Source organism: Bacillus cihuensis, from assembly GCF_000504145.1.
Classification (GTDB): domain Bacteria; phylum Bacillota; class Bacilli; order Bacillales; family DSM-1321; genus Peribacillus; species Peribacillus huizhouensis.
In genome coordinates this window covers 60,516-78,543 of record NZ_AYSD01000010.1, presented here as the reverse complement: position 1 = coordinate 78,543, position 18,028 = coordinate 60,516, and the positions used below count along the sequence as shown (strand labels likewise).

The following is an 18,028-nucleotide window of genomic DNA, read 5'->3' as shown; positions in this document are numbered from 1 at the left end:
CCTCAAAATAAGAAATATCGTTGTGCCATCGGCAATTTTTCAGATGGGGTACCCGTAATTAATTCTCCGTTTACCCTTACCTCATACGTTTGTGGATCAACTGTTATTTCAGGCGTTTCGGAATTAAGCTTCATATCCTTTTTCGTTAACTTTCGAATGCCGCGAACGGGTAAAATCAATTTTTCTAATCCTAATTTTTCATGCACTTTCTCGTCAAAAGCAGCTTGGGATATAAACGTAATTGAACTTTTGGACAATGCTTTCCCTACCTGCGCGTACATCGGACGATAAATCATCGGTTGCGGAGTAGGAATGGAGGCATTGGCATCTCCCATTAAACTCTCGACTGCAAAGCCATTTTTCAAAACCATTTCAGGCTTTACTCCGAAAAATGCCGGTGACCAAAGTACAAGATCGGCAATTTTTCCTACTTCAACAGACCCTACATATTCAGAAATCCCATGTGCAATCGCTGGATTAATCGTATATTTAGCAACATACCGCTTCGCACGATTGTTATCAGCATGCTGGGTATCACCTTGCAACAAGCCCCGATCTTTTTTCATTTTGTCCGCTACTTGCCATGTTCGTAGAACTACTTCACCAACTCTTCCCATCGCTTGAGCATCCGAACTAGTGATACTAAATATCCCCATGTCTTGGAAAACATCCTCAGCTGCAATGGTTTCTTTTCTAATTCGTGAATCAGCAAAAGCAAGATCTTCTGGAATCTTCGGATTTAAATGGTGACACACCATTAGCATATCTAAATGCTCATCAACCGTATTAACGGTATATGGCAATGTTGGATTTGTTGAGGCTGGCAGTACATTCATATAGCTTGCTGCTTTTATTAAATCTGGAGCATGCCCTCCACCTGCACCTTCAGTATGATACATATGGATGACTCGGTTTCTGATAGCAGCCATCGTATTTTCCATAAAGCCGCCTTCATTTAATGTATCCGCATGAACGGCAATTTGAATATCATATTTATCAGCTACACGTAATGCATAATCAAGTGCAGAAGCTGTAGCTCCCCAATCTTCATGAACTTTCAATGCAATGGCACCTGCTCGTATTTGTTCAGCAAGCGGCTCTTCAGCTGCTGCTTGTCCTTTTCCTGAGAAGCCTACGTTGATTGGTAAGCCTTCTGATGCCTGGAGCATTCTATGGATATTCCATTCTCCTGGCGTAACTGTGGTCGCTTTAGATCCAGCAGCTGGGCCTGTTCCTCCACCAATTAAAGTTGTTGTACCGCTAGTTAATGCCGTTCTAACTTGTTCCGGATTAATAAAATGCACATGGGTATCGATGGCACCAGCCGTCACAATCAATCCTTCTCCAGCAATGATTTCTGTCGATGCACCAATGACAATATCCACATTATCTTGTACTAAAGGATTCCCCGCTTTCCCGATTGCGGCAATTTTTCCGTCACGGATTGCAATATCTGCTTTAATAATACCTGTGTAATCCAAAATCACCGCATTGGTAATGACGACATCCGGCACCCCATCCCCCCGGGTCACAAGCGGATGTTGCCCCATTCCATCACGAATCACTTTTCCGCCACCAAACACGACTTCTTCCCCATATGTTGTATGGTCTTTTTCAATTTGGATAAATAAATCTGTATCCGCTAAGCGTATGGCATCCCCTGTCGTTGGACCATACATTTGCGAGTATTGTTGTCTTGACATTTTAAAACTCATGAGTTAAATCCTCCTTGAATAGACCCATCTACCTTATTGTTAAATCCATACACACGTTGTTCTCCAGCAAAGCAAACTAATTCTACTTCTTTTTCATCGCCGGGTTCAAAACGTACTGCTGCACCTGCTGGGACGTTCAATCGTTTCCCGTACGCATCATCTCGATTAAACTGTAAAGCTTCATTTACTTCAAAAAAATGAAAATGGGATCCAACTTGAATAGGACGATCCCCCGTATTAGTGACAGTAACCTTAAATATGTCACGTCCTTCATTACAAATAATATCTTCATCTTTTAAAAAATATTGTCCTGGTATCATTAAGATTCCTCCTGTCATCCCTTACCTGATTGGGCTATGAACCGTTACCAATTTCGTTCCATCTGGAAAAGTTGCTTCTACTTGAATATCGTCAATCATCTCCGGAATACCATCCATCACATCCTCGCGAGTCAAAATAGTAGCTCCATATTCCATTAACTGAGCTACCGTTTTGCCATCCCTTGCACCTTCTAATACTTCATATGTAATAAGTGCTATCGATTCTGGATGATTTAATTTCAGTCCTCTATCTTTTCGCTTCTTAGCTAGATCTCCTGCCACAACGATCATCAGTTTATCGATTTCACGCGGTAAAAGCTGCATCGTACTCCTCCTCATTTTCATGTAATTACCAACAGAATCTTTTCTAAAGATGAAAATACTAAGATGTAGATATTTGTTTGAATAAAAAAACAGACATATTTAGCATTTCCAATTCATTTGTATTTAAACAACTATTTCCTTTTACAATTGAGTTTTTATTTTATTTATGAGGATTCATTAAAATATGAGTGAAAATTGAGGGGGGATTTACATGGAAAAAAGAAAAAGCAATTTATCATATGAGCATTCATTTTTTTCTTTCATCATAGCCACTTTAAATGGCATCTCTCAAGTTATATTGATTGAAAATCCATTGACTGGAGTTTTAATTTTACTTGCGATTACGATTTCGGATTATTTCTTAGGAATGATAACCCTTGTATCAGCTATAATTGGTACACTTATCGGAACAATAGGAGGGGCAGATAAAAAAATTGTGAATCAAGGTTTATTCGGATATAATTCCGTATTGACAGGAATTGCACTCACCGAATATTTAAATGGACCTTATCAGTGGATCATTGCATTAATCGCATCTGCTATTGCTGCACTTTTTACAGCTGCCTTGATGCACATTATGCGAAAAACAGAAATCCCCATTCTTACTTTCCCATATTTTGTCTTGACGTGGTTTATATTGCTCGCTTCATATCGATTAGAAACTTTCCATTTAAGTGCAGATTTGGAGCCTCAATCATTAGCCAATTGGACGTTAAACATAGCCGGAAAAGGTAATTGGATAGAAGGAAGCTTTAAAGGAATTGGACAAATTTTTTTCCTTGATAATACTTTATCTGGGGTACTCCTCTTTATCGCTATTTTTTTTGCTGGTTGGAAATTTGGTCTTTATGCCATTATCGGAAATATTACTGCCTTACTGGTCTCCTATCAATTAGAAGGAGAACACGGACTAATTTTCATGGGACTTTATGGATACAATGCAATCTTAGCCATTTTAGCAGTTTCAATTGTTTTCAATACAGAAAGGACAAAATTTTCATTTATCACAGGGATCATTGCAGCTTGTTTAACCGTGCCCATCATGGCTGGCTTAAGCACTTTGCTTTTACCCTACGGTCTACCAGCGCTAACAATGCCATTCGTTCTCAGTACCTGGCTTTTACTAGGAGCGAAGAAAGTCCTGCCTAAAATTTGACAAATTAGTACTCAACATAAACGTATGAACCGGGGAGACACTACGTATACGTAACGACCAGATATAGGAATGGGAACACTCTTCAAAAAAACAGACCCATCTTACTGGATCTGTACTAAAATTCTTTCTCTTTGGTTAAAGGTTGCTACTTGTGAAACACCTAATCTTTGCAATAACTTCTTGTTCTCTGCTACATATTTGCCAAGATCATCTGGATAATGAGAATCGGAAGAAAGGGTTATGGGTACATCTTTTGCAACAATCGTTGTTAAAAAATCAACAGATGGGCACATTTCTTGAACTGGATAGCGATAGTATAAACCGGCATTCACTTCAGTAGCGGTATTCGTTTCTTGTAATGCTTTAGCAATTCGTTCATACCATTTATGATTAAAGGATTCATTTTCCACTTTAAAATTAAATACTTTTAAGTTATCTAAATGGGCAACAAAATCAAACATGTTGGAACGAATCATCTTTTCAACCGTTTCATAAAAACGTGTATATAGGACTTCTAGGTCCATTTTTTCAAAGCGAGTTGCTGTTTGTGGATTATCGAATCCCCATCCATCCACAAAATGAACAGAACCGATCACATAATCCCATGGTTTTCCGGTTAAAAGTGCTGCAAGTTCCTGCTCTTGTCCGACAAAATAATCCGCTTCAATCCCTAGCTTTAATGAGACTCCTTCTTTTTCCCAGCGTTTTTTTGCGGCTGAAATTGCGGAAGTGAAATCATCCATCTTTTCCGTCATGACATTTCTTAACCAATACGCTTGCAATTCCCCAATTGAATCGTTTGGATCCAAATTCAACGCTTTTTCAAAATAATTTTTTGTTTCTTTAAAACGATATAGATGATCGACAATCCCGACTTCTTTCAAACCGATTTGCTTGGCCTTTTTCAAATATAAATCCAACCACTCTTCACTATAGCATCCGGCATTTAGTCGCTTTTGAAGCTGACTAATTTGTTTTTCAATCTTATCTCTGGAACCATGCTCCAATACTTCATTATCTCGGAAATGCTCCATTGCTTTCGACGTACGTTCGAGCCAAGCAAATGAATAAGGTCCTTCTTCTAGATGTACGTGATAATCGATTAACATTCTACTCGACTCCTCTTTGTTATAGTCCAATGTTTATACCATTCTTGCCAATCTTTCGGACAAGGTTGATCACTTATTACCTCATCAAATTGGCTAGCTTGTCCGAATGAAAAGAAAGACGGGACGCCTATTTTCGATGCATCCGCAAGCAAAATATTCTTCTTGCTGATTGCCATCATTTTCGCGGAAACGAGCGACTCATCTAAATCATAATCATAGATTGTATCCGCCACGATTCCCCCACAAGAAATAAAGGCTTGGTCCACATGCATATGACTTAGCCACTCAAGTGTCATAGCACCCGAGACAGAAGATTGTGCAGGGTTCGTTAAGCCACCTAACATAATGACCTTTCCTGTCATTCGTTTCTCTTCAATCGCTTGATTAAAACGATCGGCAGCTGCAATCGAATTCGTCACCACTGTTAAGTTTTGTACGTTTTGAATAAAATCAGCTATATGAACGGTCGTCGTTCCAACATCAATGGCGATTGAATCGCCATCCTTAATACGCGATGTCGCCATTAAAGCAATTTGTTCTTTTTCTGCTCGATTCATATCAAGTTTTCGTAAAAAAACCTGTTCTTCCTCTAGTTTTGTATATAAAACAGCTCCACCATGTACTCTCGTTAATTGTCCCTGTTCTTCTAACTCGGTCAGGTCGCGGCGAATCGTTTCTGGTGTGACCGAAAACATTGTCGCCAGTTTTGCGACAGATACACGTTTCTCCTCATTTACCCATTGAATAATTAAACGCTGACGTTCTTCCTTTAATTCATTCATGATAAAGCAATAACATCCTTTGGTTCTACGAATAATTGATATTCCGTGCCTTTTTCAAATGCAGAGGATTGATGATGCAATTGTTCCATCGTAAATTGCTTATTGTCGGCATGAAAAGTTGTACGAATTACATTTCCATTCATTATAGAATCGCCAGCAATTGCACGTATTGGATAAGAGGATGTTTGAGGCCGAAATTGAATCGATTCAGGACGAATTGCATACTTCGCTGCTAAGATCGTCATCTTTCCTCCAAGTAAATTCTCTATCTGTTCTTTTGTAAAAACATTATATCGCCCAATAAAATTGGCAACGAATTCAGTTTTAGGTTGTGTATAAATTTCAAAAGGTGTTCCTTCTTGTGCAATTTTCCCTTGATTCATGACGAAAATACGATCAGAAACGGTCATCGCTTCTTCTTGGTCGTGTGTCACAAGAATCATGGTCATTTTCAGCTCACGTTGTATTGTTCGAAGTTCAACTTGTAGGTGTTTCCGAATTTGGGCATCCAGCGCACTTAATGGTTCATCGAGCAACAGTACTTTCGGACGAACAACTAGTGAACGAGCAAGTGCAACCCGCTGTTGCTGACCACCTGAAAGCTCATGTGGAAATGCCTCTTTCTTCTCTTTTAAACCAACGAGATTGATCATTTTCTCTACATGTTCTGCAATTTCATTTACTGGTTGTTTACGCATTTTTAAGCCGAACGCTACATTTTCATACACGGTCATATTCGGAAATAAGGCGTAGGATTGAAACACCATACCTACTTGCCGATTTTTCGGAGGGACTTTCTTCATGTCTTTCCCATCAATCATCACATTGCCGCCCGTTGCCTCTGTCAGTCCGGATAAAATACGTAGGATCGTACTTTTTCCGCAGCCACTCGGGCCAAGTAACGTGACAAATTCCCCGTCTTCAATGTTCATGTCAATCCCAGAAAGAACATGTGCATCTTTATATTGTTTATGAACGTCTTTTAATACAACTTTACTCATGCGTGTCTCATTCCCTTCGCCTTTTTCGTTAATGTCGCCATCACTAGCGTCAGAATGCCCATCAATACGATGTATACGAACACAATCGCACTCGCAATATGACCACTTGTACTTAATTTTTCCATTAAATAAATTTGAACTGTTTCAAATCGAGAACCAACAACAAGGTTAATCAAAACAAATTCACCAAATAAAACAGAAAAGGATAAAAGTGATGCGACAAATAATCCTGGATAAACCGATGGAAGTAACACTTTACGGAAAGCATCCATTTTTGAGGCGCCTAATAGCTCCGCCGCATCCATCAATTGCCGCCCTTGCACATTACGTAAGCTATTTCGTGTTCCTTGGTACATAAACGGAAGTACACTAATGACATACACTCCTGTCACAGCGAGGATCATTGGTAGACTCGTCCCCGAATAAAACCGAATGATTCCGACTGATAAGATAATCCCTGGGAAGGCATATACCATCACAACACTTGCCTGAAACCACTTTTCCAATGCTGGAAAGTATAGAACAATTACAAAAATGGCTGGCACAATAAACAAAATCGAGATGAAAACAGCACTACCTGAAAGAAGTACAGACCTGCCGAATGCTTCAATAAAGCGAGCATCTTGAAATAGTGTACGAATCCATTCAAACGTTAATCCTTCTGGTAAAATGGTTTTATTCCATTCCGTTGAAAATGCATACAACGCTGTCGCAAAAATCGGTAAAGCTAAATAGATACCGATTAGGATTAGCATGACGATTGTAAATTTCTTCATCGTTTCGACAAATCCTTTCTCGTTTTCTTGATAAGCCATTCACTCAGTAACATCCCGATAATCATAATTACCCCAAGTAAGACGGCGATGGCACTCGCTAATTCTGGTTGAGCAAAGATATCCCCTGAAATAAGTGACCCAATACGAATGGCTGCTAAGTTAAAATTACTTCCTGTTAATGCATAAGCAGAAGCATACGCACCCATCGCGTTGGCGAACAATATCGTGAATGTACCTGCAATACCTGGAAGTATAATGGGCAGGCCGATTTTTCTCCAAAACATCAACGGTGAAGCACCTAATAACGCAGCGGCATCTTTCCATTGTTGCTGAATTCCATAATAAATTGGATAGAGAAGCATGATCGAAAGCGGGAGTTGAAAGTAAATATAGATGAGTAATAGCCCTGACCAGCTATAAAGAGAAAAAGATAAATCCCAGCCAAATGAATCAAGCGCTAAAGTAAATAGACCACTGTTTCCCAACAACACGATAAATGCAAACGCAAGCGGTACACCTGAGAAATTAGAAGTTAAATTAGATAAAATTAATAACTTTTCCCGCACTGGTTCGGAAAAATTCGTCATCGCGTATACGCCTAGCAACGAAACGACTAACGCGATGAACGCTGACACGACGGACAAAGCTAAACTGTTTTTAAACCCTTGTAAAATATAAGAACTAGATAACGCTTCTTGATAATGTTCGAACGTAAACCCATCACTATTTGAAAAACTACTCATTAACATGTGAATAAGCGGTACGAGAAAAAAGAACGTCATCAACAAAGCGAACGGTACTAATATGAGCAATACGCCTTTTTTTCCAGACATGTTCATGATGTCTCCCTTCCTTAGTCGACTAGGCCAGGTATGAGTAGAGGGACCATCGCTTCTGATGGATCGATTCCAAGTAAATGACAAGCAAGTGGAGCCATTTGCAGCTGTGAAACAATCTGATCTTGAACAATCGGCTTTACTTTTTTAGAAGCAATAAATAATGGAACATGGCGATCATTTGTTGTATTCCCACCGTGATTCCCATCAACTGTCATCCCATGGTCAGCGGTTACGATGATGTCATAACCGAGATCCATCCATTTTGGCAAGGTAAGAGCCAATAGAGTATCTGTAGCTAAAACACGATTACGATATTGTACAGAATCAGCTGTAAATTTATGGCCATCATCATCTACATTCATCGGGTGTATATATAGAAAATCTGGGTTCTTTTCAGAAACAAGCCACTGTGCTTCGGCGAATAAGTGACTATCTGGATAATGATCTTCAAAATAAAACAGGCCATTTTCAATCGGTGCATCTTTGTCCAATTGAATTCGATCGATATCATGACGAAACGGCGCATGATTATACAGTTCACTTACCCAATAATAAGCTGCTGCAGCGGTTGTCTTCCCGCTGCGTCTAGCTAAATGAAACAGACTTTCTTGCGTCGATAATCGAACGACTCCATTACCGACGATTCCATGGACTAAAGGAGGTGTTCCAGTCAAAATGGTTTCATAAAGCGGCCTAGATAGTGAAGGTACTTCCGACTTCACTTCATAACGTGCGACCTTTCCTTGTTCAACAAGATGTTGCATAAATCCCATATGCGAACACGCCGTATCAAAACGAAGCGCGTCTACTACGATCATAATTAAACGATTATTTGACATGGATTAACACCTGCTCTTGCCACATTTGAGGAATCTTTTTCGTTGTATCTTCCCAAGCTTTTTGATCGCCAACAGGCTGTGCATTTTTATACATATTTTCTGGTAATAGCAGGGATTTAACTTCTTCTGGTAACTTCACATTTTCGCGAATTGGGCGTGCATACCCTTTTGCTAAATTTTCTTGCCCTGCATCCGAAAGAATGTATTCACGAGCTAACATAGCAGCATGCGGGTTCTTCGAATATTTGTTAATAACCGTTGCATAGCCAGATGTTACAGATGCCTCTTCCGGAATCGTTATGTCGAAACGCTTTGCATCAATTTGTTGGCGATACCCTAGTGCATTAAAATCCCAAAGTAAAGCAACATCAATTTCACCTTTTTCTAGGTTAGCAACACTTGGATCCCCAGCCGATAAACGACCTTGTTTCGCTAATTCTGCAAAGAAATCAATACCCGGCTGAATATTCTTTTCGTCTCCACCGAAAGCATACGCAGCTGCTAATATAGCAAATTGTGCTTGGTTTGCTGTTAATGCATCACCAATACTAACTTTGTAATTGCCATTTTTTAAATCGTCCCATGATTTTGGAGCATCTTTTACATTATTCTTGTCTGAAATAAAGGCCATCGTACCTGTATAGCCAACAACCCAGTCTCCATTATCATCTTTGGCCCATTTTGGAATGTCATCCCAATAAGACGTTTTATAAGATAATGTTAAGTTTTGTTCCTCTGCAATCGGTCCAAAGGCAATTCCAACATCACCAATGTCAGCTGTTGCATCCTTTTTTTCTGCTGCAAATTTAGCTAACTCCTCAGCACTGGACATATCTGTATCTGAATGTTTTAGTTTATATTTTGTTTCTAAATCGCTCCAAGTTTCACCCCAGTTTGCCCACGTATCCGGCATCCCAACTGAATTAACTTCGCCCTCTTTTTTTGCTTTTTCTTCTATTTGAGTCAATGTCAAATCATTATAATTACTTTCTTTTCCTGTGCTTGATCCTTTAGATGCATCGTTTGCTGAACACGCCGCTAACATTGATATAGCTGCTACTCCGATAATTCCTTTTTTCCAAGTACGATTCCATGACATTGTTTTTCCCTCCAGAAGATATTTGTTTTTGTTTTGTATTACACTATGAATATACAAAACAAATATTAAGCAAAAAACATTCCCACACTAAGAATGTGTAAATTTCACTTTACAGAACATTTACATCCAACATAGATACCTAAAAAAATACGTGTCAAACTTATCATGTAATTGATATGATAAGTTTGACACGCACTAACATTTATACGCTTCACTTCAATTAAATGTGGATCCATTAAAACTGGCACCCTATCACTACATTAAAGCGATTTTGTTTAATGTAGTTATGTTTTTTGGCAAAAATCTTGTTTAACAGCTACAACATATTACTGAGGCTGGTCGTATTGTTTTGCCCTCTCACTATCCTTTATTCCTTTCGTAGTTGGATCAATCACACTACCAACACCAAAGAAAGTAATAGCGATAAAGTTGACAATCCCCAACAATCCATTCATCGCATCTTCAGTAATAGAAAAACCAATAGGATGAATATACGTGTTAATAAATGCGGCAATCATTTGCACAAGAATTAAGACCCCAGGTATAAATACTGTAAAAATAAAGATTGGATTTTTAAAACGTACTTTCCAGTTAATCATGTTGTCACCTCCTAGTATGCAAAACATGGGGGAGCTTAACTTATGAGAAACAAATTGATTTAGCTGTTGGTTTTGAAAGAAACACAACTTGCGTCATATTGTAATTGTTCCATTTCTTGGGATGAAATTTCTCCCTTCTTAATAGTTTATGTAGCTTGTCTTATTCGGCTAAGGCTAATGATGGATAAATCATCTACATTTCATGCTTGTTTAGAGCTCGCTCTGTAATCATACTGAACTTGTTAGTGGGAATTCTACGATTATCCCGCATTAACTGGCAGTAAGACCCTCACTGTTTGAACGAATAACTAATTGCTTATTCTGGCGCTCAAATCTCCTTTAAGGATCGTAATGTCCCTAATCTCGCCCAAAAATCCAAATTTTGGATCATATTCTTGATTTACAATGCCTTTGCTCAAACTTTTGTAGAGTACTAAGCTCCCAAACTGATAATTTCTTTTCTATGATGCTAATTATTGTTCTGTGTTTCCTTTTATTTAGTCTTAATCTGAGGAAATACTAAAATCTTACGTAATAAAGAAGAATTCTATCAATTTCTTTTCCTTTTCAATAGTCCCGTTCTAGCGCCGCTAATACCCCGCTTCGATAGATCCGTTTTGCCGTTTACATCATTATAGTTTATAATTATATTTAATTAACTATATATTCCAGACAAGGAGCAAGGAAATGGAACCCAATATTGTAACAGGAAGCTTCCAATTAATGAAGTCTTTAAATAGATCCGTCATATTGAATACGATTCGTAAAAAAGGGGGCATTTCGAGAGCCGATATTGCAAAAACAACAAAGCTCACTCCTCCAACCGTTAGCAATCTTGTGAAGGAGTTACTTGAAACAGAAATGATCATTGAAACGTCTTTAGGTGTTTCAAGTGGAGGCAGAAAACCGACATTACTCACTTTAAACAGTGACATGTTTCATGTTATAGGCCTCGATATAGGTTCCCACCATCTCAAAATTATTCTGACCGACATAAATGGCAGAATCCGAAAAAAACAGATTCACCCTATTCCAGACTCCATAACAAATGATGGCCTGCTTGATTTAATGATTACCTCCATCTATGCCATCCAAAAGAATGAACAAATAGATCGGAACAAAATCATTGGGATCGGAATTGGGATGCACGGTATTGTGGATGTTGATCAGGGTGTTTCCGTTTTTGCCCCCAACTTAAAATTAAAAAATATCGGGATTAAAGATGCCCTAGAAAAAGAATTTCAGATGGTGGTCCTGATTGAAAACGATGCAAGGGCCATGAGTCTTGGAGAACTTTGGTTTGGAAATGGTCATGGTGATGATAGCATTGTCTGTATTAATGTCGGCAGAGGAATTGGTGCTGGAATCATTATTAACGGACAAGTGTTCAGAGGCGAACACTATATTAGCGGAGAAATCGGTCATATGGCTATTGATCTTAATGGCCCGAAATGTACATGCGGCAATTATGGGTGTTTGCAAACATTCGCTTCCGGTCCCGCAATTGTTGAAAGTCTTAAGAAAGAATTGAAACTTGGAGAATCTAGTATACTTAGTAACAAGGAAAATGAAATCGATGGTGAAGTCATTTATCAGGCTGCATTAGCGGGAGACCTGTTAAGCAAGAATATTTTAAATAAAGCTGGACGTTATCTTGGTGTAGGCGTCACGAATTTAATCCATACCGTAAATCCAAAGCGGATTGTAATTAGCGGAGGGGTTTCAAATGCCAAGGAATTCATTCTTGAAAGCGTAAAGAAGACGATTGAACAGCGTGCACTGACCGATTCAGCGAAACAGACAGAGGTCATCATCTCAAAGTTTGGAGCAGACGCCACTGTTATGGGTGCAATTGCATTAATCCTTGCTCAATTGTTTGCAACACCTGGCAACACCTGACATCTCATTTTCTATTTTTTTAGTAAAGCCATCACTAGTCTACGCTATATGAAATACCGGTTAAAATCTTAACGAGTCCACTTCAGAGGTGCATACAATCAAACACAAAGGAAAACACACTGGATTTCACAGTGTGTTTTTTATTGTAATATAAAGGATTATCAGCATTTGTGCTACTTTTTCACACTGGAATGCTAATCGGATAAAATAATTTTGGAGTGAGTGTGATTTCATTTATAATGTGAATTTTAATATATTATGTTTAGTAGCGCATCCATGATATGTCCGTGAATTTAGTGATGATAAACACGCGAATGAACCAACGTTTGACAAGTTTCTTCCGTTTTTACACCTCACAAGTAAACCTGTAAAAAACTATGGCCGTTTTTTCGTTTGGTAAAATTTAGCGTACTAGGATATCCGGGCGTACATACGTTTTCCCATTGTGATTCACCGTTAAATATACCCACTCCCCCGTGTAAGTTAGGTACTCATTTCCTTCCCTACCGACAAGGAACGTATCCTCAGATTTAATGCCACGGATGGCAGGATTCCAAGCAAATGCCTGATTTTCCAGAACCGTTCCTTCTGCATTTGGAGTGGCAAGGAATTCCCGGCTCGCATAACCCGTTGGTCCGCCTTGATGCAGGAAGCGCCAATCTTCGCCATACCCTACTTCCTCATACTTAGCAAACGCTGTCTGTAATACATCCTTAATCGCAGCTCCAGGTCTTGTAGCTGCATTCATCGCCACATCAATCTGAACTAGCTTTTGCTTGTTTTCATATAGTTCTGCAGGCAGTTCACCAAAATGAACGAAACGAGTAACGTTGGAGACGAGTCCCCATTTTTCCGCACAAAGAACAATCATTGCATAATTAGCTAATTTTTTCTCTGTTGGAATAGGGTGGCGGTATTTAAATACCCTTTCATCCGTTGATACAAGAATGAGTTGAGGATTAATCCCCTCTTTAATAACTTTTGCTGCCAGATGAGCCTGGATCTCAAACTCTGTCCACCCTTGTTGAACTTCACGACATGTCGACTCAACAGCCTTCGCTGCCTGCTTAGATAGCCAACGGTACCGGTCAACTTCCTCACAAGTTAATGTATAACGAAGGCTAGTGAGTTCATGACCGAAGTCTAGAAAGTTGCCGATGGGTACATCGCTTGCGATTTTTTTTCCGTCTGTTAGACCTTGTACAATGGAATCCTGATCTTCATACCATTCAAGAGTCATAAATTCATAGCCCAGGCCTAAAAGCTCCTCGTCATGAATGCGTGCCGATTCCATTTTTGAAGTAATGCAATATTTTTTATCGGCCAATATTAATAAATCAGCTACACCCTCTTCTATTGTATTGACTATATGATTATCCTTTCCACCAGTAACCCAGGCAAAATTGCTCCGTTTTCGGAAAAACACACCGTCAATCTGTTTATCTGCAATAAACTGTTTCACTTTCTCTAGCGGTGTTCCAACGATAGTCTCCATAATGATCCCCCTATCTTTTATCCTCGTAACCGTTTGGATAAGCTTGATGCCAGTTCCAAGCGGTATCTATAATTGTTTCCAAATCGTTAAACCTCGGCTTCCACCCTAAAACAGACTGTGCCTTTTCAGAAGATGCAATCAAAATAGCTGGATCACCTTGACGCCTCGGGCTTACCGACTCTGGGATTGGATGTCCAGTTACCTTCCGTGCTGTCTCGATGACTTCTTTCACCGAAAAACCCATTCCATTTCCAAGATTGAACACGTCACTTGTCTCATTTTTGCGTAAATGCTGAAGGGAAAGCCAGTGTGCATTAGCGAGATCCATCACATGGATATAATCCCGAATACAAGTCCCATCTTCAGTAGAGTAGTCAGTTCCAAAAATTCCGATTGACTCCCGCACTCCTAAAGCAACTTGCAAAACAATTGGGATTAAATGACTTTCCGGCTGATGATCTTCCCCTATACTTCCATCTGGATGAGCACCTGCCGCATTAAAATAGCGTAGCGAAATAGACTTTAATCCGTAAGCGTTATCACACCATCTAAACATTTTTTCCATTGCCAGTTTCGTTTCACCATATGGACTTGTTGGATCGGTCGTATCTGTTTCCTTGATTGGAATCTGTTTCGGCTCTCCATAAGTGGCGGCAGTTGATGAGAATACGATTTTCTTAACGCCATGTCGAAGCATAGTAGATACAAGTGTATGTGATGCTATTAAGTTATTTTCATAGTAATCTAACGGATGTAACACACTCTCTCCAACTAACGAATTTGCTGCAAAGTGAATAACTGCTTCAATTTCATGCTGTTCAAAAACATGGTTTAAAAAGGTGCGGTCACGAAGATCGCCTTGATAAAATTGCCCTCCCACTACAGATCCTCTATGGCCAGTTCTTAAGTTGTCTATGACAATGACTTCTTCACCTTGATTTAATAGCTCTAATACCGTGTGGCTACCTATATAACCCGCTCCACCTGTTACTAAAATCGCCATCCCTTATCCTCCTTAACTATTTCTTTTGTACCATCACCAATTTCACATATATAGAAAGTCGGCTCGATACCTGTCTTAGCTGTATAATTCCTTGCTACTGTCTCTGTAAATGATGGAACATCCTCATTCTTCACAAGACTAACATTACAGCCTCCAAAACCTGCTCCTGTCATCCTTGTACCAATACAGCCTTCAGCTTTCGCTGCTTCTTCAAATAGAGTATCTAACTCAATTCCTGTCACTTCATATAAATCACGTAAAGATTCGTGAGATTGCTTCATTAAATTTCCAAACATGACAAGATCGTGTTTCTCTAATGCTTCCATTGCAGAAATAACCCGTTCATTTTCTGTCACTACATGTTCCACTCTTCGACGAATGATTTCGTCTTTAACCATATGTTGAACCCTTTTCCAATCAGCAACGCTAATATCTCCTAATGACTGAACATCGGGTAATTGTTGTTGGATGATTCTTAATCCTTCCTCACATTCACTCCTGCGCTCATTATATTTGGAATCAGCTAGACCTCTTCGCTTATTTGTATTAATAATCACTAGCTTGTAGCCATCAATTCTCACTGGAACATATTCGTATTCAAGCGTATCGCATTTCAACTTAATCGCGTGCTCACTTTTGCCCATTCCTACAGCAAACTGATCCATAATGCCACAGTTAACACCAACAAAGCGATTTTCGGCACGTTGGCCTAACTTAACTAGCTCAACCATTGGAATCTCCATTCCTGCAATTTCACTCAAGGAAAGCGCTGTCACAAGTTCGATTGACGCAGAAGAAGATAGCCCAGCTCCATTTGGAATATTTCCGTAAAACAATATATTTGCCCCTGTATAATATTGCGCTTTTTCTGGACCCGCGACTTCAAGTAGCTCGTTCAGAACACCCTTTGGATAATTGGCCCAGTCATGCTCTTTTATATACGCTATTTCTGAGACATGACAGCTCACCTTTAACTCGAAATTAGCAGAGCGAAAATTGTATATTCCATCCTGGCGCGGACTTACGATAGCCCAAGTTCCGAAAGTTAAAGCGGCTGGAAAAACATACCCCCCATTATAATCCGTATGCTCTCCAATTAAATTCACCCTACCTGGAGCAAAGTACACGCGCCATTCATCTGTTATTCCGTATTCTTGATCGTATAACTTTTTTAATTGATTTATATCCATGTAAGCTCTTCCTTCCCCTTTTTCCATTTGCCTAACTGAAGTTCTTAAATATATAATCTACAGTGAATTTAAAAATGTAGTAAAAGCTCGTTTTCCTTCTTCCGTGGTTTTAAATACGCCAGCATCTTCAAGAACGCGTTGAAATTTCATTCCCACTTCTTCTTTTAGAATAACCATTACATTTTCTTTCGTGATACGATCTAATCTTTGACACATATCCTCATACCACTCCCAGTGTTTGAGCAACTCTTTGTTCCACTTTTCCTTCTGTATCGGCTTCACAAGATAGTCGGCGATTTGCTCTAATTCCGTTGCAAGCCTCCCCGGTAGCACAGCAAGTCCCATCACTTCAATCAATCCAATATTCTCCTTTTTAATATGATGGAGATCACGATGCGGATGGAAAATTCCGTCTGGATGCTGCTCTGTTGTGCGATTATTCCTTAAGACAATGTCCATTTCATATAAATTGCCCCGTCGACGTGCTATAGGTGTCACAGTGTTGTGTAAAGTGTTTCCTGTGTATGCAACAATATTTGCCTCAAGATCGACATACTTTTTCCAACTTTCATAAATATGCTCAGCAACATTTGCCACATCTTCCTTACCCCCTTGGATACGGATAACTGACATTGGCCAATTCACAATACCAATCCTTGTCGATGGATATGCATCGAGAGAGATCGTTTCAACCATTTCTGCCTTTTCGACCGCAAATGTGTATTTGCCGCCTTGGAAATGATCATGCGATAGAATAGAACCGCCAACAATAGGCAAATCAGCATTGGAACCAATGAAATAATGCGGAAATTGATCAACAAAGTCGAGTAGACGATCAAACGTTGCTCTAGACATCTTCATCGGTGTATGCTCTTCTCGAAAAATAATACTATGTTCGTTGTAGTATACATATGGCGAGTATTGAAATCTCCATTCCTCATCATGTAAGCGAATCGGAATCGTTCGATGCGTCGCTCGTGCAGGATGCCTAAGTGTACCTTTATACCCTTCATTTTCAATACATAATAGACAAGTAGGATAGGAAGATGAAGGCGCTTCCCTCATTTCCGCAATTTCTTTCGGATCTTTTTCCGGTTTAGATAAATTAATTGTAATATCGATATCACCGTAAGGAGTTGTTACTTGCCACTCTTTATTTTTAGCTATCCGGTCCAAACGTATATAGTTTGAAGCAGTAGAAATATTATAGAAGAATTTCGTCGCTAGTTCCGGATGATTCTCATATTGATTCTTAAATAGGCGAATTACCTCAGAAGGCCGAGGCATCAGACAGTTCATAATTTCCGTATCAAGAATATCCCGTTCAGAAACCGTATTAGATGTAAGTAAGCCTTGATCATGTGCCCAATCTAATAGATTCGTCAAAATTTCTACTAAAGAAGGTAGAGGGTCTGTATGATGACACTCTTCCCATTCATCAAGCCCCAAAAGAGACAGAACACGATTTCTCACGTAAATTAGATCTTCTTGCCTAAACAAGTCATTTTCACGACCATAGTATAGTAAATTTTGGATATGTTGATAAATATCTTTCATACATGACACCTCGATTTAAGTAGTTTGGGTGGAATATTAAAAGGATATCGAATTCACTTCATATGTTTTATAACTTAATTAAATTAATTAAGTATGTATTTATTATTTTATACTTTATTTCAAAATTTTACAATATGTATTAAATAAGATGTCATTCCAATATGAAAGAAAACATTTTTTCGGTCTTCTAAAATTTTTCAAATTTCTTTCTCGACAAATAGAATCAAGACAAAGTTTCAGCTTTCACCTACGATAGACCGAATGTATAGAATTTACATAATCAGATCAAGTGAAATTTCAATCAGTGGGATTTTTACTCCCCACT

Annotated in this window: 17 protein-coding genes; 2 read left to right on the top strand and 15 right to left on the bottom strand. The window is 39.1% G+C overall.

The features are described from left to right. Window positions 1-2: 2 nt before the first annotated feature. The 3 genes from ureC to V179_RS0100350 are packed head-to-tail and all read right to left on the bottom strand — an operon-like array spanning window position 3 to window position 2,359. Window positions 3-1,715, bottom strand: a complete 1,713-nt coding sequence (gene ureC, locus V179_RS0100360) for an urease subunit alpha (RefSeq protein ID WP_028389756.1) — start codon at window positions 1,713-1,715, stop codon at window positions 3-5. Continuing rightward, window positions 1,712-2,035, bottom strand: a complete 324-nt coding sequence (gene ureB / locus V179_RS0100355) for an urease subunit beta (protein ID WP_028389755.1) — start codon at window positions 2,033-2,035, stop codon at window positions 1,712-1,714. The genes ureC and ureB overlap by 4 nt, the downstream gene beginning before the upstream one ends. A 21-nt stretch (window positions 2,036-2,056) precedes the next feature. After that, window positions 2,057-2,359, bottom strand: a complete 303-nt coding sequence (locus tag V179_RS0100350; protein WP_028389754.1) for an urease subunit gamma — start codon at window positions 2,357-2,359, stop codon at window positions 2,057-2,059. 211 nt (window positions 2,360-2,570) lie between these two features. Between V179_RS0100350 and V179_RS0100345 the strand changes: the two genes are divergently transcribed. Continuing rightward, window positions 2,571-3,515, top strand: coding sequence for an urea transporter (locus V179_RS0100345; protein WP_028389753.1), 945 nt, complete (start codon window positions 2,571-2,573; stop codon window positions 3,513-3,515). A 101-nt stretch (window positions 3,516-3,616) separates the two neighbouring features. Here V179_RS0100345 and V179_RS0100340 read toward each other — a convergent pair whose 3' ends face one another. The 8 genes from V179_RS0100340 to V179_RS0100305 all read right to left on the bottom strand — a co-directional run bounded on the left by V179_RS0100340 (window position 3,617) and on the right by V179_RS0100305 (window position 10,559). Continuing rightward, window positions 3,617-4,624: a histidinol phosphate phosphatase domain-containing protein gene (locus V179_RS0100340; protein ID WP_028389752.1), complete on the bottom strand. Its 1,008-nt coding sequence runs from the start codon at window positions 4,622-4,624 to the stop codon at window positions 3,617-3,619. After that, window positions 4,618-5,406 carry a DeoR/GlpR family DNA-binding transcription regulator gene (locus tag V179_RS0100335; RefSeq protein WP_028389751.1) on the bottom strand — a complete coding sequence of 263 codons (789 nt, stop codon included), beginning with the start codon at window positions 5,404-5,406 and terminating at the stop codon, window positions 4,618-4,620. The genes V179_RS0100340 and V179_RS0100335 overlap by 7 nt, the downstream gene beginning before the upstream one ends. Beyond that, window positions 5,403-6,407: an ABC transporter ATP-binding protein gene (locus V179_RS0100330; protein WP_028389750.1), complete on the bottom strand. Its 1,005-nt coding sequence runs from the start codon at window positions 6,405-6,407 to the stop codon at window positions 5,403-5,405. Before V179_RS0100330 ends, V179_RS0100335 begins: the two co-directional genes overlap by 4 nt. After that, window positions 6,404-7,183, bottom strand: a complete 780-nt coding sequence (locus tag V179_RS0100325; protein ID WP_028389749.1) for an ABC transporter permease — start codon at window positions 7,181-7,183, stop codon at window positions 6,404-6,406. Before V179_RS0100325 ends, V179_RS0100330 begins: the two co-directional genes overlap by 4 nt. Next, a complete protein-coding gene (locus V179_RS0100320; protein WP_028389748.1) occupies window positions 7,180-8,016 on the bottom strand; it encodes an ABC transporter permease in 837 nt (278 codons plus the stop codon). The genes V179_RS0100325 and V179_RS0100320 overlap by 4 nt, the downstream gene beginning before the upstream one ends. A gap of 20 nt (window positions 8,017-8,036) precedes the next feature. Next, complete coding sequence (locus V179_RS0100315) at window positions 8,037-8,861, bottom strand: alkaline phosphatase family protein (RefSeq protein WP_028389747.1); 825 nt, start codon at window positions 8,859-8,861, stop codon at window positions 8,037-8,039. Continuing rightward, entirely contained in the window at window positions 8,851-9,960 is a 1,110-nt protein-coding gene (locus V179_RS0100310) for an ABC transporter substrate-binding protein (protein ID WP_028389746.1), read from the bottom strand. Before V179_RS0100310 ends, V179_RS0100315 begins: the two co-directional genes overlap by 11 nt. A gap of 326 nt (window positions 9,961-10,286) precedes the next feature. Further along, complete coding sequence (locus V179_RS0100305) at window positions 10,287-10,559, bottom strand: phage holin (RefSeq protein ID WP_034300141.1); 273 nt, start codon at window positions 10,557-10,559, stop codon at window positions 10,287-10,289. Between the two features lie 687 nt (window positions 10,560-11,246). Here V179_RS0100305 and V179_RS0100300 point away from each other — a divergent pair. Next, window positions 11,247-12,458 (top strand): ROK family transcriptional regulator, encoded by a 1,212-nt coding sequence (locus V179_RS0100300; protein ID WP_028389744.1) that lies wholly within the window; start codon window positions 11,247-11,249, stop codon window positions 12,456-12,458. 403 nt (window positions 12,459-12,861) lie between these two features. On the opposite strand, the gene V179_RS0100295 is transcribed toward V179_RS0100300, so the two are convergent. The 4 genes from V179_RS0100295 to galT are packed head-to-tail and all read right to left on the bottom strand — an operon-like array spanning window position 12,862 to window position 17,703. Continuing rightward, window positions 12,862-13,953, bottom strand: a complete 1,092-nt coding sequence (locus tag V179_RS0100295) for a M24 family metallopeptidase (protein ID WP_034300138.1) — start codon at window positions 13,951-13,953, stop codon at window positions 12,862-12,864. Between the two features lie 10 nt (window positions 13,954-13,963). Further along, window positions 13,964-14,956: a UDP-glucose 4-epimerase GalE gene (gene galE / locus V179_RS0100290; protein ID WP_028389742.1), complete on the bottom strand. Its 993-nt coding sequence runs from the start codon at window positions 14,954-14,956 to the stop codon at window positions 13,964-13,966. Then, complete coding sequence (locus V179_RS0100285; protein WP_028389741.1) at window positions 14,944-16,146, bottom strand: galactokinase; 1,203 nt, start codon at window positions 16,144-16,146, stop codon at window positions 14,944-14,946. The genes galE and V179_RS0100285 overlap by 13 nt, the downstream gene beginning before the upstream one ends. A gap of 57 nt (window positions 16,147-16,203) precedes the next feature. Next, window positions 16,204-17,703 carry a UDP-glucose--hexose-1-phosphate uridylyltransferase gene (gene galT / locus V179_RS0100280; protein ID WP_028389740.1) on the bottom strand — a complete coding sequence of 500 codons (1,500 nt, stop codon included), beginning with the start codon at window positions 17,701-17,703 and terminating at the stop codon, window positions 16,204-16,206. Window positions 17,704-18,028 lie beyond the last annotated feature (325 nt).